Source organism: Sediminibacillus dalangtanensis (genome assembly GCF_017792025.1).
Lineage (GTDB): Bacteria > Bacillota > Bacilli > Bacillales > Amphibacillaceae > Sediminibacillus > Sediminibacillus dalangtanensis.
In genome coordinates this window covers 1570586-1592007 of sequence record NZ_CP046956.1, presented here as the reverse complement: position 1 = coordinate 1592007, position 21422 = coordinate 1570586, and the positions used below count along the sequence as shown (strand labels likewise).

The window sequence follows — 21422 nt, the reverse complement described above, 5'->3', positions numbered from 1 at the left end:
TTCCGAAAGAAGCGACATAAAGCGCACCGGCCATCCAATCAACAGCCGGTACCTCCGGACAGTTTCATACTCTGTCTTTAAATTCATCAAGCAGCTCGTCTCCCTGGTAACCCTCTTCTATTAAAGTTTTTAACGTACGCTCTATCTCTCCCTTTTTCCGGTCGACAAGCGTGCTTAAAAAAAGAACATTGATGTGTTCACCAATTGTATTGATATTGGTGATAGAAGCCATGAAAGTAGCCGGCTGGTTACTTTCTTTGGTAATTTTCCCCTGTAACATGACTTGTTCATTTTCTTCCTTTAATACTTGAAAATACTTCTCATAAGACTTGTCCAAATAGGCTTCTAGCAGCCAGCGGTTTTGGTCATCTTCCCTGTTGATGATCAACCCATCGAGCAACGGAATATTACGGGGACGGATTTCTTCATGCTGATCTTCCAGCACGTCAAGAGAAATTAATTTAAATGTTTTCATGATTTCCTCCTAACAACTTTCACCGATTTACAATGCAATCGGAGGCAGGGTGTTTCTTTCTGTCAGTCAATTACTATCTTTCTTTATTGTACCAAAAAACCATGCTGATGCTCTACCTAAGTAACTGCTGTAACAGTTGTTTACATGCATATTTATTGATCTTCGGGTTTTATCCTCGCAACCCAGGGGTATCTATATACCAACATGAAAAACTTAGTGAACGGCTGGCTTGTTTACTTTGTTACTTCTGCGCGATTAGATAGACAGATTAGACAACAAAAATTGGAGAGGTGATGACCTTGAAAGAAATTACATCCTATCAAGTAGATTTAACTTATCAATTAACCACACACGAAATGATGAAGCTGTATCATTATGTTTCCAGAAGTGAATATGATGTATATTTGTACCAAAACGGACAGGTGGCCGACGCAGGAAACTTTCCAAAATTGCTATCTTTTTTCCTCATAGCTTCAAGCAAAAAGCCTTTGGTGATTGTCATTGACGGCGAAAAGCCGGACGAAGGTTATCAACATATCAAACAACTGTTAAATAAAAACGTGAAACAGGCCAAAATCAGAAATCGACATAAAGTTGAAGTAGACAATGACATCTCCTTTGTCATTTAAATAATTCGTTGGGAACTTCTTATAAGAAGTTTATCATATATAATCATCCTTTTCTCCATCTTTACTCGACAAAATCCGCATGAAGCGGATTTTGTCTTTTTAATGAATTAGAAAAACCGGCTTTCTACTGAATGTGGTTGTGTTCCGATCGAAAAGTACTTGTGTTCCTGTGACACCAGTAAAAGTGGAAGTCGTGATGGTTTTATCGAAGTCATTTAACAGGCAGTCCGTAAGGTACTTAGGAGTTCCATTAATCATTGCCGATCGATTTCATTTCATGCGGCAGATTTATCTGGTAGTGAATGCTGTTCGTCCAGAAGTTCAACGAGAGGTGGATAAAAAGACACGTATTCACACGAAGCGAGGTAAAAAGCTGTTGTGGAAATCGCCTTCCAAATTGTCAGAAGGGCGACAAAAGGTGGAAAAGGACTGGATTAATGCCTGTAATGGATGCGCGCTTCTAACATAGAGGCATTTCGCCGTGTAAGAAAAACGTTCGTCCGCGGAAAGCGAGTTTATTTCCGCTGCGGCCTGAGTAGAATAGCTATTTTTTGAAATGAGCCTTTAGATTAAGAGAGGGTGGAGTGAAAATCACACCATCTCATTTGACAGAGAACCGAAAAACCAGACCGGCGATGCCCCATCGGCTCCAGTCTGGTCGGGCTTGTCAATTGCTGTTTTTCTCTGCTTCCTCTATCTCTTCTTCCAATTTTTTGATAATTTCATCTGCAGCTCCACCGACTTGATCGATATATTGCTGTCTGACCGGCTTACTCGCATCTCGAAAAGCTTGCCTTTGCTCATCGGTCAATTCGGTAATTTCTATGTTACTATTCTCCTTAATTTGTTCTAACGCCTGTTTATTGGTGTCTTCTTGAATTGCAAAGGCCTTCTCCTTCATCTCCTTAATCGTCTCGTCGATCATCTGTCTTACTTCCTCCGGTACTTCTTCATATAAATCCGGGTTAACCGCTGTGGTGGTCGTATATAACGAATGTTTAGACAGGGTCAAATACTTTTGTACCTCATAAAATTTCATTTGTTCGATGGCAAACATTGGATTTGTCTGTCCTTCTATCATGTTCAACTGTAACCCACTGTAAACCTGCTCATAAGGTACAGGAGTCGGATTCGCCCCATACTGCTCATAAGAAGAAACGATTAACGGAGATGGCATTGTCCGAAACTTCACCCCTGAGAAATCCACCGGCTGTTCAATTTTAGACTGGGTCGTCCAATGGTTGAAGCCTTCTGTCCAGTAGGATAAAACTTTTATTTTTTTTTCCTCAAATTTATCTGCCAATGGACCATATAGCGCTTCACTATTGTTCATGATTTGTTTGTTTATTTCCATATCGTCCGAGAATAGAAAATGCAATAGCAACACCTGCGATTCAGGAACAATCGTACCGATATTACCTGGTGAAATAATGGCAAAATCAATGGCACCTATTTGCAGTAGTTCAGCTTGAGTGGTAGCATTTCCGAGTTGTCCTACTGGATAAATTTCTATTTTTATATTTCCGTCTGATTTTTCTTCGATGATTTTTTTGAATTCCTCTACATAGGTATTCTGAACAGAATCCGGTGATTCTTCATGGGCGAAACGGAATACATACTCTGGAGCATCTTCTCCTCTTGTCGTTTCCGTCCCTCCTGACCCACATGCAGTCAACAGAAGTAACATGCTAAACAACATTAATACTGATCTTTTCATCCTATCACCTTCTTTCTAATCCGAATAAAAGTATTGGTAAGATGTAATAATTTCCGGAAATAATATAAACAAAGCAGAGGCCGCCATTAAAATTAGTATATATGGCCAAATTCCTTTGATTATCTCTTTATATGGCTGCTGAAATACTGCTATAGCTGTAAATATGTCAACTCCGAACGGTGGCGTAGCCGATCCGATGGCGGCTTGCAAGGTAACAATTATCCCTAGAGCTATTGGGTCAACTCCTGCATCCATCGCCACGGGATAGAAAATCGGTGTCAAAATCAAAATGACGACCAGTGGATCAACAAACATACAGCCGACAAAGAAGAAAATAGCAACAATAAACAGCACATATGTTGCGGAAGGATCACTTCCCAATACAGCCTCCGTGATTTCCTGGGGCAGTTTTGCATAAGACAAAATCCAACTCAACGCAGTTCCTGCCGCCACCAAAATAAATACTGCAGCAGTTACAATGGCAGTAGATTCAGCTATTTTAGGCAAATCACTTAGTTTTACATCGCGATAGATAACCACTTCCAATAAGAAGGCATATAACACAGATACAGCCGCAGCTTCGGTAGGACTAAAGATACCTAAGTAAATTCCACCGATAATGACAATTGGAAAGCCCAGCGGCAATATTGCTTTTTTAAAAGCTCTGCCTCGCTGTTTCCAGGTTGCCTTTTGTTCATTACCCAATTTTTTAGCCGTTGCTAAAAAATAACTATAAAGAGCAAAGAACAGGAAAATTATCAAACCAGGTACAATGCCTGCAATGAATAGTTCACCGACAGAAGTTCCGGTAACCACCCCATAGACAATCATGGCTATACTTGGAGGTATCATGAGAGCAAGGTCACTTGCATTAATAATCAGCGGGATTGCTTGTTTATCTTTATAACCGATTTCTTTCAGTCTTTCTCTTGTCGGTTTTCCGACCGCAACGACTGTTGCCTGCGTGGACCCAGATATTGAACCAAACATGGCACAGGCAGCAGCAGTCGTGATAGCATAACCACCACGGATATGCCCGATAAAGCTTCCTACAAGATCCAAGAGCCTGGTAGACGTTTTCCCTGAAGACATAATGTCCGCCGCGAATATGAACATAGGGACCGCCAGGAGTACAAACGTCTGGATTCCAATGGAAAACTGCTGAATCAGAACCATCGGATTTAATTCAGGGAAAAATAACAAGGCTACTACCAGCGGAGCCACAATTAATGGAACCATTATCGGGTAACCCAGGAACAAAAGTAGAAACATAATACCTAATAATATCCAAATCATGTCGTTCCATCTGCCTCCTTTCTCTCCCAGTCAGGGTCTTCCGTACCATCGATCATTTCGTCTTTATACTTATAATTTAGCCAGCACTCCCTTAAATACTGTAGTCCGCTGAACAGAAATCCGATAGGAATAAACAATGTAATCAAATATACCGGAAATCGTAATGCTGCTGTCACTCTTCCCAATTGATATAATGTAATGGTGTAGTCTAAAGAGATGTAACATAAATAAAAAAGCAATAGGGAAGTTGTGAATGTAATGATCAGCACAAGTATTTTGCGGACTTTAAAAGGCAGAAATTCTACTATAGCCGTCATTTTCAAATGCCTGCCCCTTCTGGCACAATAACTAAGTCCGATAAAGGTCACAATGATGATGAAAAATTGTCCAACCTCTTCTGCAAAGGTCAGGCTGTTGCCTAATGTTCGGGCGAATACATTGGCCAACAATACAATAGTCATCCCGAATATTGCTGTTATGATCGTCCACTTTTCAATTCCAGCCTGAATTTTATCTATTCTTCTAAATACATTCATCCTGATCATCCTCTCCTTCTTTAAGCCCGTACTAATAAATACCTGCTCGAGTAAATAAGTAAACTTCCGATTTAACAAGAAAGCGGGAATATGGTCATGCTCGCTTGCCCGCTGCCCCATATAAAACTTATAAAAGCTTAAAAAGAAAAAGCTCAGAACCGTTCGCTAACCCGCATACGGAAAACCCAAGCACCTTTCTCACCCCCTGGTCAGCTTAAGTAATCCTGGGAGTGCTAGTTGTTTGCCCTCCCTTTACTTTCTGTTTGAGCAAACTTTACATAGAATCCATTGGTTACATATTGGTTACACAGAGTAGTGACTTAAGACTTATCGCATCAAGTCACAGACATTTCTAATAAAAGGACAAAAGCGCAAGCGGCTGTTTAAAGGAGTACAGGCTAGAGCCGCCACGTCCTGTGGCACCGCCTGCAGGACCTACATCGTTTGGGCCTCCGACAAGCTTAAGACCTCGAGGGGGTAGGCGCTGAAGCTGGACGTGGCTGTTTCAGCCACTAATGATCCACAGACAGTTAAATTTATCATTTCCTATACAAGTACAAAAATAAAAGACCAGCTAAGTTCAGCTGGTCTTTTATCCACTATTCAATTGTTTGTGTTTTGGCTTTCGCCGTTCCAATTCGATTTCCATTTCATAAATATTCATGTGGTTCCCCCGCTTCCTATTAGGTAACTTCATTATAAAAAGCGAAGGATTTTTTCAAAACGCTATCTAGATGGATTTTTCCTCAGACTCCTGGCCGAACCCGTCTCCGTCTTTGAGAACAAGTCCGCATCTTTTCTTCATATGTGTTTTACTTTTTCTGCTACCATGTAATAAATATTGCTGTTTAAATTACCATTTGTCACGGAAAAACCGAAGTTTTCCAGTTTTTCCTGCAAGGCTTCTTTTGGAAGACGTACATCCAATGGAGGCCCTTCCTCATGATTCGACTTTTCCCATTCTATGATAAGCAGCCTGCCATCTTCACTAATGACCCGATGGATTTCCTGCAAAGCTTGCTCCAGCTCATTCACCTCGTAAAAGACAAATGCAGCAACACCTCTCTGGAATGAATTATCAGGAAAATTCAAATAATCGATTCCACTTGGCATTCTGTCTATATTCTCGAGTCCTTGATCAACAGCACGATCAGCAAGCTGTTCGAGCATTTCCTGTTGGACGTCGACTGCAACCACCCGGTCATCCGTTTTTTCTGCTATAGGTATAGTCAAATAACCATTACCCGCCCCTAAATCAATCACTTTTTCATTTCCCTGCAAATTCAATAGTTCGATGACTTGATCAATCGGAACCCATTCCTCTCTTTCGGGGTTCAATAATTGATCTGCTTTTTGATAAGAAAACAATTCTCCTGCCATGTTTATCCCCTTTCCCTGATAAGTATACTGATATGTAGCCTTTTATTTCGCACTTCAAACACCCTGCATTTTATAGATGTTCTGGAAAAATTTCTGAAAAGCTGTCGATTAAAAAACAGCAATATAGGGAAAATATAGAAAATAACAGACACGAGGAGGGCAATACAGTATGACATGGATTTTTTTACTTATCGTTCTTGCATTTGTTATCGGTGTCCTTGTATATTTTAAAACAAGTGGTAAAAAGAAAAACAGCGATACAGATTTGACGACGGAAGAACTGGAAGCATTTAATGAGGATTACATCAAACGTGGCGCCGAGCACGAAACGGATGAAGCAGAAAAACTTTGAGGAAACCAATGAGGCGTGCACCGGCTGGTGCACGCCTCATTGTTAGATTTATAAACCTTTTTCCTTGTTTAATTTTTCTTCAATATAAAAACACAAATCTCCAATTGTATGGAATTGCTGAAATTCCTTTCCCCCGAGGACATCCCGATCATAAACGTTCGTTAAGTCCCAGTAGCGCATCAACTCATCATAAGTCTGTCTGAATTTGTTCCTGTCTCCAGCAAACAAGTTGGACAAACTTGCTTCCGTTGTCAAGAAGTCATAGGCATCGACTCTTTCTTTATCAGCATACCTATAGACATACTTTACAACAATTAAATAAATTTCATATACAACCCCTTTCGATTGGGCGAGCTCTTTCATTCTTTTCTTCGTTTTCTTTTGGTCAAAATCAATTAAGTTCCCCATTGTCAGCACCTTTCCTACCATTAAAGATGTTTTATTCATTCTATTAATAACCATCCTAAAATACTTTTACCACTTTTGAAAAATTAGAAACTCTTTCCTGTAGTAGAGTAGAGATGACAGCTTCCCCTCTCTTACTACATGTATAAACATATGGAAGGTATGCTGACCATAACCTGAAGAACAGAAGACCGTTTTTCTAAGCTTTTCATTCAATTTTCGGTATAATAATAACAAAGCGACTAAAATGAGGTGTGGGAGTGACACTTATGCGTGCAGGTTTGCTGTTTTTGATCGGGTTATCATTCGTTATGGCAGGTTCTGCTTGTTCAGATGATGATGCCCAGCCAGTGATGGTTAAATCAGAAGAACATGCAGATGCTACAGAAAAAAAACCTGTCTTAGTTGAAAAAGATACGGAAGAAAAGGATGAGGATTCAGAGCCAGAGGAGATGCTGCTTGAATTCACCTTGCCGAACGAACAAGTTGTCATTGATTTAAATCAAGTCACGATTTTGAAGCATTACTTATCTGCGGTTCCAGACAGAGAAGCGGAAATAGAGGATATGTCATTAACAAGAGTAGATATACCGGATAAGGATACAATTTACCTTTTGGAGTTTACCTGCAGAGAGGATAGTTGCTCTTACCTTCTCCTGAATCAGCAGGAAGAAGGCGGTTCTTACCTTGCAGCAGATTTAGCGATGTTTAAATCCGCCTCTATTTCACCAGAAAATGACCTTCTCTTACTACTTTTCAACAGAAAAGAGCCTGGCTTGGAAACGGATATTTCCAAAGACAAGATGGTGATTGTCGACTTGGAACAAATGAGCAGGCAAAGGACGCTGATGGATAGCGGAGAACCATTCAAGAACGAATATCATTGGCCGGTCCTGTCGGCATCTTGGAAAAACAACCAGGTGATATCCGTGACGGTACCAGCCATATCGGGTACCGAAGAGTCACTTGAAACCTGGTATCTATCCGATCAACCGACAAAAACGATAGAATTGACTATTGAATAATTGAAGATTTCGACATTTCTGTTATCATTGAAAAACCATTTCTTTATGTGCTTTAATGTTTTTGCGTTCACCGTCAATATAAAATTCACAATCCATATACAAAGTGTGACTGCCCTTTTTTAATGGATTGAATACTTTTGCTTCCTGGGGATGATATACATCTCCGGGGTTCAGCTCTTTGGTGACTGGACTGCCTGTGAAGTTTTTCGCATCATGATTGACACGGAGTGATATCAATGGAGTACGATGAGATAAGACAATCGGCTCATCTCCAATATATTCAAGCGATCTTAAAACTTGAAATCCCTCTTCGTTTTTTTCAACTTGGACATGCATAATAAAATCCTCCATTTGCTCGCTAACCTGTACAGGTTCCGCCAGCTTTGCACTGGATGTTTCCACAAACCAATAAGCTGCTGCTCCCCCAATAACAGCCAATGTCGTACAAATCATCAGCAATTTTTTTACCATCTTTCTCCTCCTCTGTTATTCTGAAGCCACCATCTATGTATTACCTTTACCCTATATTATAGACGATGGATCTATGGAAAAAGTTTCATATTGCCGACAATTTTTTTATGATTGAATGACAGTAATAACGGGAATTGCTTTATCAGTGCCCATTATTAATGGAGGTGGAAATCATGGAAAATATGACAATGAAACAAACCAATATAGAAACAAGTAAAATTGGACTCGGAACATGGGCAATCGGAGGCTTTCAATGGGGCGGCACGGATGAACAGGAAGCGGAAAAAACCATTCATGCTGCCTTGGACAAAGGAATAAGGCTGCTTGATACTGCTCCTGGTTACGGATTTGGAAAAGCGGAAAAGATCATTGGCAAGGCGCTGCATACCTCCTCCCTCGATCGTTCCGAAGTCATCCTTTCATCTAAAACGGGAATTAATTGGAACGAAAAGGATGGATTGTTTCGGGATTCCAGCAAATCCTTTATTCACAAGGATATCGAACGGACCCTGCACCACCTTCAAACCGACTATATCGATGTGTATCATGTCCACTGGCCCGACACGCTGACTCCTTTTTATGAAACAGCGGAAGCATTGAATTATTTATATAAAGAAGGGAAAATACGGGCAATCGGTCTAAGTAATTTCACTACCGAGCAAATGGACATTTTCCGGGAAGCAGCTCCCATCCATGCGATCCAGGTACCACATAATTTGTTTGAAAGAAATAGTGAGAATCAACTCCTGCCCTATGCGGAGGAAAAAGAATTGACAGCGTTTCTTTACAGTTCGCTGAGCAGAGGGCTCTTATCCGGTAAGATCACCAAAGAAAGTCAGTTTCCTGATGGAGATATCCGTCGAGATACAGATCCGAAATTTCAATCTCCCCGGTTTGAACAATACTTGAAGGCAGTCAAAGAATTAGATGACCTGGCGCAGGATAGATTTCAAAAAAATGTGCTTGAGTTAGCTCTGCGTTGGAATCTTCAGCAACCTGGATCGACTATCTCGTTATGGGGGGCGCGACACCCGGACCAACTAGCTCCATTAGATAATCTTTGGGATTTTTCTATCGATGATGAAACGATGAGGGATATAGACGAAATCCTGATGCGAACAGTGAAATCGCCTATTGGTGTTGAGTTTATGGCTCCACCTAATAAACAAGAATTATAAGGAACAATATAAAATTTGCCTTGACAAAGCTTGTAGAAAAACCTCTGGTTTTTCTACAAGTTTTTACTTTCTCATACTTTATCCAACCCTAACCATCCACGGCTTTTCCCCTGATTGCTTTACTGCTCAATTAATTCTCAAAGGTAATTAATACAAAGTATATTTGTCTGCAACAGGTTCATGCTAAGACAGCAGGAAATTAATGGCCAGCTCCTGCTTTGGCTTTTCATACTTACTAATACAGGTGATGCAGATGAAACACATATGGAAAAAAGCTTCTCTGCCAGCTTTGCTATTGTTCTTCCTTTCGGTGGCAGGGTGTGCAAACAACGAGGATGGACGCAGTGCCAGCAGTGATCCCGATTACGACTTAACGCAAGTAAGCAATAAAGCAGAAATCAGTCAGGAAATAGCTAACCAAGCAAAAAGATCCGTACTAAAAAAACAAGAAGTAATTGGAGCACGGGGAGTCAATACTTCTGATCAGCTGCTCGTCGCTATAGAAGTCCGGCAATTGGATCGCTTTCGACTTAAAAAATTGGAAAAGAGAATCACGTCGGACTTGGAAAAAAAGTTCAAGGATAAAAAGGTGACCGTTTCTACTGATAAGAAAATTTACTTAGAACTCGATGAGTTAGAAGGACGGTTGCAAACAAAGGATTTATCCAAGAAAAAGTTAGACCAGGAAACCAACAGGATAAAGAAATTGATTTCAGATCAAGCATAAAGAACGAGGGATGACAATGACTACCAACAAACAAACGAATCAAGATTATCAACAATTCGCCAAACAACGGGAAACAAAACGGCCGGTTTTTAAAAACTGTATCCGGGCGTTTCTTATCGGTGGCTTGATATGTGCTTTTGGTCAATTGATATCCACTTTCTACATTCATTTTTTCCATTTCACCGAGCAAAATGTAGGCAACCCGACAGTGGCTACACTAATTTTCATTACGATGCTGCTAACTGGTTTCGGTGTATATGATAGGCTTGCACAATTTGCGGGGGCTGGCTCCGCTGTGCCGGTAACTGGATTCGGCAATGCAGTCATATCTGCAGCAATTGAACATCGAACGGAAGGATTCGTCCTCGGTGTCGGCGGAAACATGTTCAAGCTGGCTGGATCGGTCATTCTCTTTGGTGTGTTTTCTGCATTTATCATTGCGTTGATAAAAACTTTACTTATTCAATGGGGGGTAATATGATGCTAACTGGCCAACGAACTTGGACATTTGCCAATAAGCCGGTAATCATTTCGACAGGTACCGTTGGCGGGCCCTTCGAGGCAGAGGGTAACATAGCAGAAGATTTTGACCTGCTTCATCCCGATCTGTATATGGAACAGGACTCTTTTGAAAAGGCACATAAAGTATTGCTCGAAAAAGCAGGTCAGCAAGCAATCGACAAAGCAGGATTAACCAAAGACCAAATTCAATTTTTCCTAGCCGGCGATTTGATCAATCAAATTACTCCTACAAGCTTTTCGGCGAAAACATTGGGGGCACCTTATTTGGGACTATTTGGGGCATGTTCCACTTCGATGGCCGGACTTGCCCTTAGTGCGTTCCTAGTAAATGCTAGTGGCGCGAACTATGTGTTGACCGGGGCATCCAGTCACAATGCTGCGGTTGAAAAACAATTTCGTTATCCCACTGAATACGGTGGACAAAAACCTCCAACAGCCCAATGGACAGTGACAGGGGCAGGAACCGCATTGCTAAGCAATTCTGGACAAGGACCGGTTGTCACTTCTGCTACTATCGGCAAAGTAATCGATATGGGCCTGAATGATCCATTTAATATGGGCGGGGCTATGGCACCAGCTGCTGTGGATACGATTGAAGCACATCTCAACGATTTAGACCTTGAGCCTTCCCACTATGATTTAATCATTACCGGTGATTTAGGAAAAATCGGACGCCAAATCACCCTTGACCTATTCAAAAAGAATGGAACGAAGATTCTCGATGAAAACTATGTCGATTGCGGCCTGACTATTTACAGTAAAGAGCAGCATGTCAATGCCGGCGCAAGCGGTGCCGGATGTTCTGCTGTCGTTACGTACGGCCACTTCCTTAATCGCATGAAAAGAGGGGAACTGAACCGTATATTGGTTGTAGCCACCGGTGCCTTATTATCACCACTGACTACTCAGCAGAAGGAGTCTATTCCATGTATTGCCCATGCTGTAGCAATCGAATCCGGAGGTGAAACAACGTAATGATGTTTATTTGGGCATTCGTCGTAGGCGGTCTTATTTGCGTAATTGGTCAGTTGATGTTCGACATTCTCAAACTGACTCCTGGCCACACACTTAGTATATTGGTAGTAATTGGGGCGCTGCTTGACGGTTTCGGTCTTTACGAACCACTTATCGACTTTGCAGGTGCTGGTGCTACTGTTCCCATTACCAGTTTTGGCAACTCACTGGTTCATGGTGCTATGCAGGAGGCTGAACAGCATGGTTTAATCGGTGTAGTTACCGGTATGTTCGAAATGACAAGTTCCGGCATCACTGCAGCAATTATTTTTGGCATGATCGGTGCTATTTTATTTAAGCCAAAAGGGTGATTCAGCAAAAATGATGGTTGGTAAAACAGAAAGGTCCCGCTCCTAAAAAAGATAACCCTTAAAGGAACGGGACATGGTGTTTTGTACAGGATACTTGATAATCAGTCTATCCGAATCGCCACCTTGCCAAACTGCTTTGCCTCCCGCAAATAATCAAATGCCGCTTTTGTTTCTTTTAAATCAAAGGTTTCTCCTACTACTGGACGAATCTTGTGCACCTCCATGAAATGGAGCATATCACGCAATTCTTCTCTGCTCCCCATCGTTGAGCCAAACAATTGATATTGTCCATAAAAGAATGTTCGAATATTGATCGTTATTTCGTCTTCGGTTGTTGCTCCAAAACTGACAAGCCTGCCGCCTTTTTTCAAAACATCCAGAGACCGGTTGAAAGTAGCCCGTCCGACGCTGTCAATCACCAGGTCGATTTGTTCTTCGGATAAGGCTTCCTGCCAATCACCGTTAGTATCGATTGCCCTGTCAGCACCTAATTCGCGTGCTTTTTGCCGCTTTTTTTCGCTTCTGGAAGAGACAATAACACGGGCACCCTTGGCTTTCGCGAACTGGATTAAAAAGGTTGCAACCCCACTGCCTGCCCCGGGAATGAACAACGTTTGCCCTGGCTGGATACTACCTTTGGTAACTAAGGCCCGGTAACCTGTCAAACCAGACAAAGCGAGTACTCCTGCTTCCTCCCATGTCAAGAAGGCCGGCTTTTTCTCAACATGCTCTGCTGCTATCACAATATATTCAGCAAACGTTCCATTATCCGGCATTCCCAAGATTTCAAAACCTGCCGGAGGTGCATCGCTGTTATGGTACCAACCCAAGCCTGGGTTAAGAATCACCTCGTCTCCTTCTTTTATTCCGGTAACACCTGCTCCGGTTTCGACAACCGTCCCAGCACCATCGGATCCCAACACTAATGGTTCAGGCTGGCTGCCTCTTCGTTTTGGTATATTCAGGTCCCGGTGATTCAAACCAGCCATTTTCAGCTTGATTTTGACCATTCCTTTGCCAGTTTCAGGCTCCTCTATTTCCTTATAAGCAATTGTATCACCTTGATGGACAAAAGCTTTCATCCAATCATCCTTTCCTTATAAAAGTATGTACGGTTTTTCTTATGGTATCATACGCCTTCCCCCATCACGAAACATTATGTTCACTAGTAAACAGAGGGACAGTCCCCTTCTCCGGAGCTGTCCCTCTATTAGATGGTGTCAGAATATAAATAGTGCCAGCAGGGTTGAAATAAATAATCCGGTCATTACAGGCAGAAAGTTTTTTCGTACTAATTCCATGACCGGTACACCGCAAAATCCGGCAATGGCAACCAATGAAGACCAGGCGATGATTGTTCCTCCCCCAGTCCATATCGATCCCATTTGACCGATAGCTGCAAGTACAGACGGATCAACTGTTCCGTCCGCCAGAGCACCAGACAATGCCCCAGTCAACGGCAAGCCAGAAAATCCAGAGCCATCAAGTCCTGTAATGACCCCAATAATCAATATACTAAACGCTGCCAGTACGGAGCTCTCTGGAAGATACGCTTGTAATGACTGCACTAAATCAAACAGCAGTCCAGGGGCCTTGTCTGCCTCGATGGAAAGAATGGAACTGGCAAAGTCAGCGCTTCCGAGAAAGAAAAATCCGGCAATCGGAATCACCGGTCCCATCGCCTTAAAAGCAAAGACAAACCCATTGGTAATATGTTCGCTGATATAATCCAGTGCACGATGCTTGCCAAATGCCACGGTCGACAATAACAGCAATACTACTGCGACACCACCGATAAAGGCAGCACCATCCCCTCCCTCGAATCCTCCCATTCTTCCGGATGTAAGCTTTGTTGAAACCATGTATATCATGACAGATAACATAGATAATGGCACAACTACAGCAAAAAATTTACCCCAAGGTGGGACATCCTGCTTACCATTTAACGGTTGATCTTGATCGTCTATCCCCCGCATCATGCTTAATTCTACATCATTCCTTGGGTCATTCTGGGAACGGATATGCCGGCGGTTGGCAAAGTAAGCAACGGAGATTGCAATGACACCAGTTATCAATGATAATACAAGTCCTTTCTCCAATACAGCTGCCGTTTCCACACCGGCAGCTGCTGCAGATAGGCCTGGCGCCACTTGAATGACATAATCAGACGACAAAGCCATGCCTTGCCCGGCAAGAGCTACAGCAACCGCTGCCACAACTGCAGGCAGCCCCGCTCGGATGGCAGCTGGAACGAGAAGAGCGCAAATAAGAGGGACAGCTGGGGTGGGCCAAAAAAACAGGGAAATAACATAAGTAACACCAACTAATACAAAATAGGCTAAATGTCCATTGACCATAACCTTTTGGATTGGCTGAATCATTCGTCTGTCGGCATCCAGATCCTTTAAGGAATGAAGCAGCGCAACCATAAAAGTGATAATCAAAAAGATGTTAAATAGTTCTTTCGCAGCTACAAGATTAGCGTTAAAAATGGCTGTGAATCCACCGATGACGCTGCCTTTAAAAACCCAGGAAACCAGAAAGGTACCCAGAAGCGTTGGCAGTACCACCCCTTTACGAAAAATCATCGTAAGGATAATTAATAACGTAAAAGAACCGTACAACCAATGGGATACAGTCAATTCCATAGCAAGGAACTCCCTTCAATTGGTACTGCTTATGTGTGTGCTATAGCCTATGCAATCGGAGACCATGGAGTTCCGGCGCATCCTTGAAGGAGTGCCTAGACTCTTTCCCCTGTATTACTACTGGGGCGACAGAGCTATCCTATAAGAAACGCCTTAGCCTCTATGGCTAAGACGTTTAATGTTACTACTTATTTAAAAAATCCAATACTTCTTTATCAATCTTACCCGGTTCTAATTCCCTTTCCTCAAAATTTTCGGTATGAAGGTACTCCGTCAGCCCCTTCTGAAGCTCTTCCTCGGATACTTCCATACTCCGGAGATATCCCTTGTTTACCAAACCAGAGATCACCTTCTGCTTTGTTGTTCCCTCAATCAGAAGTACGTTTTCCTGTTTTATCTCACCGAAATAAAGCTGCTGAAGCTGATAAAGACGGATAATTTCTTGGATAGGTTCAGGATGGTCATCAACCCGTAAATCGACAAGCCTGTCATTGAACCCACCATATCCTCCCTTATCTTTCACAACATACAGTGCTGCCGACTGCTTTCCTCTACTATCCCCACCAGCTTCTTGGGCAGCTTGCAGGCATGCCAGCAAGCGTTCTGCCAATGTTCCTTGTGATCGTTCAAAGGTCTTAGCCATATGGGAAACAGTGGCTTCATTTACGAGAATGTTTCCCTGGGCCGCAAAATTTTCTCCGCGGGTTCCTCCTGCCCAATCATAGCAATGTACCCCAGTATAAGTAGCGCTGTTTCCCTTCGCATCTACTATGCCAACCTGACGTTCTTCCCTCTGTGGATCGTCTTTTGTCAAAAGGTCAATAACTTCTTCAGGTGTGTACCCTTTTTCAAGAAGCTCAAGACCCTGTGGACCGTAAGAAGGATTGGCAAAAGCCTGGGTCGCTACTGCTCCCACTCCAGCCTTTGCCCACGGCACGACAGACCCTACCGCAATAAACTTTGATTGAACAGCAATCCCATGTTCTCCTGTTTCCGGATCCACTCCGACAATGGAAAAAGTTGCTACGATATTTTTCTTCAAATTTATTCCCCCCTTAATGACCTGCATTCATTTTAGAACAATACTACCAAGAACAGCAATTTATTTACCTGAAAATTTATCCTTTTCTGACATCATGTATGGTTGGAGCTCCCCTTTAAAGCGTTTCATTCTATGTGGGAAGGGTATTTTTATTTATGAAATGGAAAATAAAAAAGGAGGGCTTTATATGTCACCATTTATTCGCAAATATACAAACGACGAACAATTACAACAGGATGTAAACAAATTAAGTCAAAAGGGCATTGATAAAGATAACGTATATGTTCTTGCCCATGACAGCGATCGGTCGAAACGTGTTGCAGATAATGCAGACGCCAATACCATCGGATTAAACGAGATGAACTTAAAAAGTGCCGTTGGTAATCTGTTCAATAAAAAAGGAGACGAACTTCGTACCAAGTTGAAAGAAGTAGGTTTATCTGATGTGGAAGCTAATAATTATGAGGAAGAATTGGACGAAGGGAAAATTTTACTGGTCGTTACCAATACCGATAACGTAGAAGAAATTTTAACCAATACCCTTTAAGAAGAATATGGGGCTGTCGCAAAAGAAAGACTTTTGCGGACAAGCCCCTATTTGTTAATTAGGAATGTTCCATACAGGGAAAGAAAACGCATCGGTTGGTATGCTTTAAGATTATGTACCATGATTCAATTACTTCAGGATCACTGTTTGTCTGATTCTTCTTCCAGTTCGTCCTGTTCACTACAATCAACGCAAAGCAGTTTCCCCTCATGATGAATACCGTCAAAAAAACCATCCTTACAATAAACAGCTTTATTACAACGAATACAGTTGCCGATAAGTTCCTTCATTAAAATTCAACCTCCTTTTTCCTCCTTACGATCCGTTTTCGTCGTTATCATGGTCTGGCTTCTGCCAACCGTGGCTGTTTATAGAACAAAAAGGAAATGACTATCGAACTCAATATAAACGCCGGAAGCATGTAAGAACCATTATAAATTGCGGAGTAAAGCCAAATCGGCTGTCCTTCGGGCGCATTTTCCGAAAAGAAGAATACGCCCGCCAACAAATGACCCAAAAAACGCAAACTGCATCCTAGAAGAACACCGAGTGAAATGTACACAAAAAATACTGAATGTTTTCCTGCTTTCAGTGCTGCTTGTACCTTTGTTGATACAACTCCTGCAGTACCGAGAGCAGTAAAGGCCAAACCGTATTCTATCAATCCTTGTAATGGTGTAAGAATATAAGCTGTACCGGTCACCACTTGAAATGCCCCGAACAACAGACCGCTCAACAGTCCCCCTTTCATGCCCCACCTGAAAGCAAAAAGAAATACTGGTATCATGGCGAAGGATACAGAGCCGCCTTGCGGCCAAATTTTAAACGATAAGAAAGGAATAATATCAAGTACGAGTGCCATAGCAGACATGATAGCTACCTCGACCAAAAACAGTGTTTGCCTTGCTTCCATCGTGCACACCCCCATAGTTTTAGTTATCGACAAAAAAAGCAATGCAAAAGGGGAAAGCTTTCCTGATGGAAATACCCGTTGCATTGCTTACCTCGCCATCATAAAAGCCGCCATTCCTACGCTAGTGTTAACTAACAGGTTCAAAGGGTCTGAACATCAGTGTTCACTCTCAGCCAGTTGGCTCCCCCTGAAGACTTCGGCATCCTCTTTTTTTGTTAGACACAGTATAACGAAAACTGCCTTGCACCGCAAAAAGGAAACGATGGATTGGAGTTATATCTTGCGGAATTATTATTGCTTATACCGTTAAACTGGAATGACAGTTACTGGGACAGTCGACTTTTGCAAGACTTTATAAGTGACGCTTCCAAGCTTTTTCTTTGCTGTTCGCGGTGCTAGAATAATTCCTTTTATCGCTTTCCCTTTTGCCTCTTCACATATTTCCACTGCGGGGATTCCCCAGCGTGTTTTACAAACAACCTCTACCTGATCCTTTATTCTCTCTTCTGCTTGATTCAGGATTCTGTCGGATGTTTCCTTTTTATAGTTTTCCAACGTCTTTGTTCCGACTTTTGATTGCGCATACTGTGTATGGACTTTCGGCTGGACGTTCAACAATCGGATTCCATAACCACTTTCAAGCGCCGCTTCTACAGCATGATCAACTGCCGATAAACATTGTTCACTGCCATCGACTGGCACCAAATAAATTTTCTGCATGGGCGTTCACCTCTATTGCAGTCTATTCAATTAGTAAAAGAAAGGCACCAACTGATGGAGAAAAATTTTCACAGGCTTATTCTTTTTCTTTTTCTTTCGTCAATGGATAGACACCGACACTTTGAATGACTAATGACAATAAGACGGCTGCGAAAGTCAAAGACACTAGAACATTATCCTGATCTACACCCGCTTCTAATCCCAACAATAATGCGACCGACATCGTTCCTTTTATGCCGGACCAGGTAATCAGGCCAACGTCACCTGCACTGAATTTTTTCCTCCAGGCAGGTACCGCGCTCGTAAAACCAGCCAATACAAGGAAACGGACAACAAGCGATAAAACAAAAATGATAAAAGCAAGGACCCAGCCGGGAAATGCAAGGTAATCTGCAGCATCTATGCCGATAAGCAGGAAAATGAGGGCTAACACAGACGGCTCAACAATGGTCCAGAACCCATCAAGTGAGTCATGGAAATAATCTTCTTTTTCCGTTTTACCGAATTCCCAAGAAAGCATGATCCCAGCAGTGACAGTTGCCAAGACACCAGAAATACCAATTTTTTCCGCGATATGGAAGCTTCCGTATGCGACGATGATGCTGAGCATAACCTGGTACTGTTTATGGTGTGTATAGTGCACAGCCCTGCTGAGAAGCCAGCCAAAAATAATCCCGAGGATGACCCCGCCTGCAGATACGAGTAAAAATTCGCTTAAGAAGGAAACAATTGAGAAAGATTCTCCACTTTTATACATAGTCAAAAGTACCGAATAGACAACGATGCTTGTTCCATCGTTCACCATCGATTCACCTTCTACAATATCGGCTATTTTTTCATTTCCCGTTGATTGCTTCAAAATGGAAACAACCGAGACCGGATCAGTCGGTGTCAGGATTGCCGCAATCAAAAGCGCTCCTAACAGGGAAATTTGAAGGAAAGGCCCACTGATAAAATAAATGGCGACACCTAGAAGTCCAGCAGTCGCCATTAGTCCCACAGTAGTAAGCGTAGCAATGATCCATTTATTTTTCTTTAACGAATCAAGTGAAAACTGGTATGCGGAAGTGAACAACAAGGCTGGTAAAAAAACGTTGAAAATAATCTCCTTGGTAATTTTGAGAGAATCGAAATAGGATATAAACGATAACGCGATTCCTAAAAGCACCAACACCATTGGTACCGGAAAATACTTCTGTTTTTTATCAATGGAAAAAACGATATAGCCTAAGAATAATAGCAAAACGATCTGATGCGCTAACATGACTGAGACTCCCTTCTACAACATTCATTTCTATATCTATTCTTTAGCCTTAAAGCGAGCGGCTTAAACTGGCAGTATAAGCATATGTTTTTCTGCTGTCTTTTAACTGTCTCCCAGAAAACCAACTTGTATCCTTCAATCAACCGAATTGATTGAACTGAAAAAGGCATTGGCTTACAAATCGCACATGGCAAAATTTCTTATTCATCAAGTCACTTTTTTCAGACCTTGTTGCTTTTCAGGTATTACGAAAATCGTCTCCATAACAACGGAAAGCGGAACAACCACTGCGGGTGGTTGTTCCGCTCCCTTCGTACTATATAAAACAAGTATTTATCGCTCTGTCAGCTTTAAAAATTCTTCCACATCGTCCTTGCACAATTGGATGGCTTTCTCCCAAAACTCCATTCTGTCCAGGTGGACATTCAGATGTTTTTTAGCCAATTCCTCCACACTCATTCGTCCAGTATCTCTTAAAAGGGCAACATATTTGTCCTCAAAACCTCGACCAGATTCCAGTGCATCCGCATAGATGCCAAGGCTAAACAAATAACCGAATGTGTAAGGGAAGTTGTAAAAAGGTACATCAGTAATGTGAAAATGAAGTTTAGATGCCCATAAAGTTGGATCATAACCGTAAAGCGCATTACAGTACGCATCCTTTTGTGCCTGTTTCATCAATTGATTCAAGCGTTCAGCAGAGACAAGGCCTTTTTTACGTTCATCATAAAATTTTGTTTCGAACAGAAAACGAGCATGGATGTTCATGAAAAATGCCACACTACGTTGAATTTTATCATCCAGTAAAGAAATTTTTTCTTCCTTGGTTTCTGCATTTTTCACAGCAGCATCGGCTACAACCATTTCAGCAAAAGTAGAAGCTGTTTCGGCCACATTCATTGCATAATCCTGATTTAGTATTTCAATATCGTTCATCACGAACTGGTGATATCCATGACCGAGTTCATGTGCCAATGTGGCTACATTGGAGGGAGTGCCTGAATAGGTCATAAAGATTCGCGTTTCCCGACTATCTGGAAAACTTGTGCAAAAACCTCCCGGACGTTTACCAGGACGATTTTCTGCTTCAATCCAGCGTTGGTCGAAAGCCATTTGGGCAAATTCTGCCATCCCGGTACTGAAACGGTTGAATTGTTCGATAATAATTCTTGCAGCCTCATCGTAATCGATGGTCTTGTTATTTTCCCCAACAGGAGCATCGAGATCAAACCAGCTCAGTTTTTCCAAGCCAAGCAACTCAGCTTTTCGCCTGAGATAAGAAACAAACGGCGTTTTATGACTAGATATTGCCTCCCACATCGCATTAAGCGTCTTCTCACTCATCCGGTTATACTGGACCGGTTCTTTTAAAACATTTTCCCAATGGCGATGTTTGTATGTCTGCAGACGAAAGCCGGCTAGATGATTAATCGTCTCACTGAACAAATCTGTTTGCTCCAGCCATGCTTTTTCCAACTTATCAAATGCAGACTTACGCTCACTTCGATCAGGACTACTTAACAAGTTAGCCGCCTGTCCGATGGATAGTCGCTCTTTCTTTCCATCTTGTTCCCAATCTATCCCCATTTTTGCCACAATTGCATCATACATTTCTCCCCAGGCATGATAACCGTCCACTGCCAAATCGTTCAACAGTATTTCTTGTTCGACCGGCAGCTTGTCCATCGCATTTTGCCGTCTTTCGTCAAGAATGAATGAGAACGGAGCGAGTGTCGGTTGTTGAAGGAGACCATTCCAAACATCGGAATCAATCTGTACAAATTTACGATCCAGAATCGTCAAATTCGCAGAATATGCTGCACTCAGCTCACTTCTTTTTCCTACAAGCAGTTTTGCCTTGTAGTCATGTACATCCTCTGCCGTCAAGCAACTGACAAAGGCTGACACCTCACCTAGTTGCTTGGATACTTTCTCTAGTAAACTGATCATACTCTCCAGATAAGCGACATCCTCAGGCTGTTTCGGCAGCGGAAACCCTTTCACTTGCTGGGAAAGTTGATCCAAATCCGTTTCCAAAACGGCTATGTAATTTTCAAGCTCGACCGATTCACTTCCACCGGAAAAAATAGATTCCAGGTCCCAACGCGGATTATATCTGCTATTCATCCAACACCTCTCCTTATCTTCTAGCAAAATAGCAAGAAAGAAAGGGGCAGTTCCCTCCCTAATTATTTCCTACTTGTTATTTCCCTATTTTAGTATTCTATTATACCGCTTTTTTTACCAGAA

25 protein-coding genes and 1 riboswitch are annotated in these 21422 nt (G+C 42.1%); of the genes, 10 read left to right on the top strand and 15 right to left on the bottom strand.

The genetic code is table 11. From position 1 onward, the window contains the following. Positions 1–64 precede the first annotated feature (64 nt). Positions 65–475 carry a YwpF-like family protein gene (locus ERJ70_RS08035; protein WP_209368461.1) on the bottom strand — a complete coding sequence of 137 codons (411 nt, stop codon included), beginning with the start codon at positions 473–475 and terminating at the stop codon, positions 65–67. A gap of 299 nt (positions 476–774) precedes the next feature. Here ERJ70_RS08035 and ERJ70_RS08030 point away from each other — a divergent pair, with 299 nt between their 5' ends. Together ERJ70_RS08030 and ERJ70_RS20220 are read left to right on the top strand one after the other, a co-directional pair. Next, on the top strand, positions 775–1104 hold the full coding sequence (locus ERJ70_RS08030; protein ID WP_209368460.1) for a hypothetical protein: 330 nt from the start codon (positions 775–777) through the stop codon (positions 1102–1104). Between the two features lie 196 nt (positions 1105–1300). Next, positions 1301–1573, top strand: a complete 273-nt coding sequence (locus ERJ70_RS20220; RefSeq protein WP_209368459.1) for a transposase — start codon at positions 1301–1303, stop codon at positions 1571–1573. Positions 1574–1771: 198 nt separating this feature from the next. Here ERJ70_RS20220 and ERJ70_RS08020 read toward each other — a convergent pair whose 3' ends face one another. From ERJ70_RS08020 to ERJ70_RS08005, 4 genes are all read right to left on the bottom strand, one after another. Then, entirely contained in the window at positions 1772–2821 is a 1050-nt protein-coding gene (locus ERJ70_RS08020; protein WP_209368457.1) for a DctP family TRAP transporter solute-binding subunit, read from the bottom strand. A gap of 15 nt (positions 2822–2836) precedes the next feature. Next, positions 2837–4117, bottom strand: coding sequence for a TRAP transporter large permease (locus ERJ70_RS08015; protein ID WP_209368455.1), 1281 nt, complete (start codon positions 4115–4117; stop codon positions 2837–2839). Beyond that, a complete protein-coding gene (locus tag ERJ70_RS08010) occupies positions 4114–4653 on the bottom strand; it encodes a TRAP transporter small permease (protein ID WP_209368452.1) in 540 nt (179 codons plus the stop codon). Before ERJ70_RS08010 ends, ERJ70_RS08015 begins: the two co-directional genes overlap by 4 nt. 801 nt (positions 4654–5454) lie before the next feature. Then, positions 5455–6033, bottom strand: coding sequence for a class I SAM-dependent methyltransferase (locus tag ERJ70_RS08005; protein WP_209368450.1), 579 nt, complete (start codon positions 6031–6033; stop codon positions 5455–5457). A gap of 169 nt (positions 6034–6202) precedes the next feature. Here ERJ70_RS08005 and ERJ70_RS08000 point away from each other — a divergent pair, with 169 nt between their 5' ends. Beyond that, complete coding sequence (locus tag ERJ70_RS08000; protein WP_209368449.1) at positions 6203–6385, top strand: hypothetical protein; 183 nt, start codon at positions 6203–6205, stop codon at positions 6383–6385. Positions 6386–6433: 48 nt separating this feature from the next. Here the strand turns inward: ERJ70_RS08000 and ERJ70_RS07995 are convergent, their stop codons facing one another. Beyond that, the gene (locus ERJ70_RS07995; RefSeq protein WP_209368447.1) at positions 6434–6832 is read right to left on the bottom strand and encodes a hypothetical protein; all 399 of its coding nucleotides are present in this window, start codon (positions 6830–6832) and stop codon (positions 6434–6436) included. Between the two features lie 227 nt (positions 6833–7059). Here ERJ70_RS07995 and ERJ70_RS07990 point away from each other — a divergent pair, with 227 nt between their 5' ends. Next, positions 7060–7815: a hypothetical protein gene (locus ERJ70_RS07990; protein ID WP_209368446.1), complete on the top strand. Its 756-nt coding sequence runs from the start codon at positions 7060–7062 to the stop codon at positions 7813–7815. 24 nt (positions 7816–7839) lie between these two features. Here ERJ70_RS07990 and ERJ70_RS07985 read toward each other — a convergent pair whose 3' ends face one another. Continuing rightward, the gene (locus ERJ70_RS07985) at positions 7840–8286 is read right to left on the bottom strand and encodes a hypothetical protein (protein ID WP_209368444.1); all 447 of its coding nucleotides are present in this window, start codon (positions 8284–8286) and stop codon (positions 7840–7842) included. 173 nt (positions 8287–8459) lie between these two features. Here ERJ70_RS07985 and ERJ70_RS07980 point away from each other — a divergent pair, with 173 nt between their 5' ends. The 5 genes from ERJ70_RS07980 (at position 8460) to spoVAE (ending at position 12038) form a co-directional block, all read left to right on the top strand. Next, positions 8460–9464, top strand: coding sequence for an aldo/keto reductase (locus ERJ70_RS07980; protein WP_209368442.1), 1005 nt, complete (start codon positions 8460–8462; stop codon positions 9462–9464). 253 nt (positions 9465–9717) lie between these two features. Continuing rightward, positions 9718–10191: a YhcN/YlaJ family sporulation lipoprotein gene (locus tag ERJ70_RS07975; protein ID WP_209368440.1), complete on the top strand. Its 474-nt coding sequence runs from the start codon at positions 9718–9720 to the stop codon at positions 10189–10191. Positions 10192–10207: 16 nt separating this feature from the next. Then, entirely contained in the window at positions 10208–10672 is a 465-nt protein-coding gene (gene spoVAC / locus ERJ70_RS07970; RefSeq protein ID WP_245208149.1) for a stage V sporulation protein AC, read from the top strand. Beyond that, positions 10672–11688, top strand: a complete 1017-nt coding sequence (spoVAD, locus tag ERJ70_RS07965; RefSeq protein ID WP_209369216.1) for a stage V sporulation protein AD — start codon at positions 10672–10674, stop codon at positions 11686–11688. The genes spoVAC and spoVAD overlap by 1 nt, the downstream gene beginning before the upstream one ends. Next, the gene (gene spoVAE / locus ERJ70_RS07960; RefSeq protein WP_209368436.1) at positions 11688–12038 is read left to right on the top strand and encodes a stage V sporulation protein AE; all 351 of its coding nucleotides are present in this window, start codon (positions 11688–11690) and stop codon (positions 12036–12038) included. The genes spoVAD and spoVAE overlap by 1 nt, the downstream gene beginning before the upstream one ends. Before the next feature lie 101 nt (positions 12039–12139). Here spoVAE and ERJ70_RS07955 read toward each other — a convergent pair whose 3' ends face one another. The 3 genes from ERJ70_RS07955 to ERJ70_RS07945 all read right to left on the bottom strand — a co-directional run bounded on the left by ERJ70_RS07955 (position 12140) and on the right by ERJ70_RS07945 (position 15755). After that, the gene (locus tag ERJ70_RS07955; protein ID WP_209368434.1) at positions 12140–13120 is read right to left on the bottom strand and encodes a zinc-binding dehydrogenase; all 981 of its coding nucleotides are present in this window, start codon (positions 13118–13120) and stop codon (positions 12140–12142) included. 138 nt (positions 13121–13258) lie between these two features. Beyond that, positions 13259–14686, bottom strand: a complete 1428-nt coding sequence (locus tag ERJ70_RS07950; protein WP_209368432.1) for a hypothetical protein — start codon at positions 14684–14686, stop codon at positions 13259–13261. A 184-nt stretch (positions 14687–14870) separates the two neighbouring features. Then, positions 14871–15755 carry a DUF1028 domain-containing protein gene (locus ERJ70_RS07945; RefSeq protein WP_209368430.1) on the bottom strand — a complete coding sequence of 295 codons (885 nt, stop codon included), beginning with the start codon at positions 15753–15755 and terminating at the stop codon, positions 14871–14873. A 160-nt stretch (positions 15756–15915) separates the two neighbouring features. On the opposite strand from ERJ70_RS07945, the gene ERJ70_RS07940 reads away from it, so the two are divergent. Next, positions 15916–16275 (top strand): YflT domain-containing protein, encoded by a 360-nt coding sequence (locus ERJ70_RS07940; RefSeq protein ID WP_209368429.1) that lies wholly within the window; start codon positions 15916–15918, stop codon positions 16273–16275. A gap of 140 nt (positions 16276–16415) precedes the next feature. On the opposite strand, the gene ERJ70_RS07935 is transcribed toward ERJ70_RS07940, so the two are convergent. From ERJ70_RS07935 to ERJ70_RS07915, 5 genes are all read right to left on the bottom strand, one after another. Further along, the gene (locus tag ERJ70_RS07935; RefSeq protein WP_209368428.1) at positions 16416–16565 is read right to left on the bottom strand and encodes a hypothetical protein; all 150 of its coding nucleotides are present in this window, start codon (positions 16563–16565) and stop codon (positions 16416–16418) included. A gap of 47 nt (positions 16566–16612) precedes the next feature. Next, on the bottom strand, positions 16613–17188 hold the full coding sequence (gene thiT / locus ERJ70_RS07930) for an energy-coupled thiamine transporter ThiT (protein WP_209368427.1): 576 nt from the start codon (positions 17186–17188) through the stop codon (positions 16613–16615). 96 nt (positions 17189–17284) lie between these two features. Further along, positions 17285–17386: riboswitch (TPP riboswitch) on the bottom strand. Positions 17387–17494: 108 nt separating this feature from the next. Beyond that, complete coding sequence (locus ERJ70_RS07925) at positions 17495–17908, bottom strand: universal stress protein (RefSeq protein WP_209368426.1); 414 nt, start codon at positions 17906–17908, stop codon at positions 17495–17497. A 76-nt stretch (positions 17909–17984) separates the two neighbouring features. Next, positions 17985–19172, bottom strand: coding sequence for a cation:proton antiporter (locus ERJ70_RS07920; RefSeq protein WP_209368425.1), 1188 nt, complete (start codon positions 19170–19172; stop codon positions 17985–17987). Positions 19173–19505: 333 nt separating this feature from the next. Beyond that, a complete protein-coding gene (locus ERJ70_RS07915; protein WP_209368424.1) occupies positions 19506–21299 on the bottom strand; it encodes a M3 family oligoendopeptidase in 1794 nt (597 codons plus the stop codon). Positions 21300–21422 lie beyond the last annotated feature (123 nt).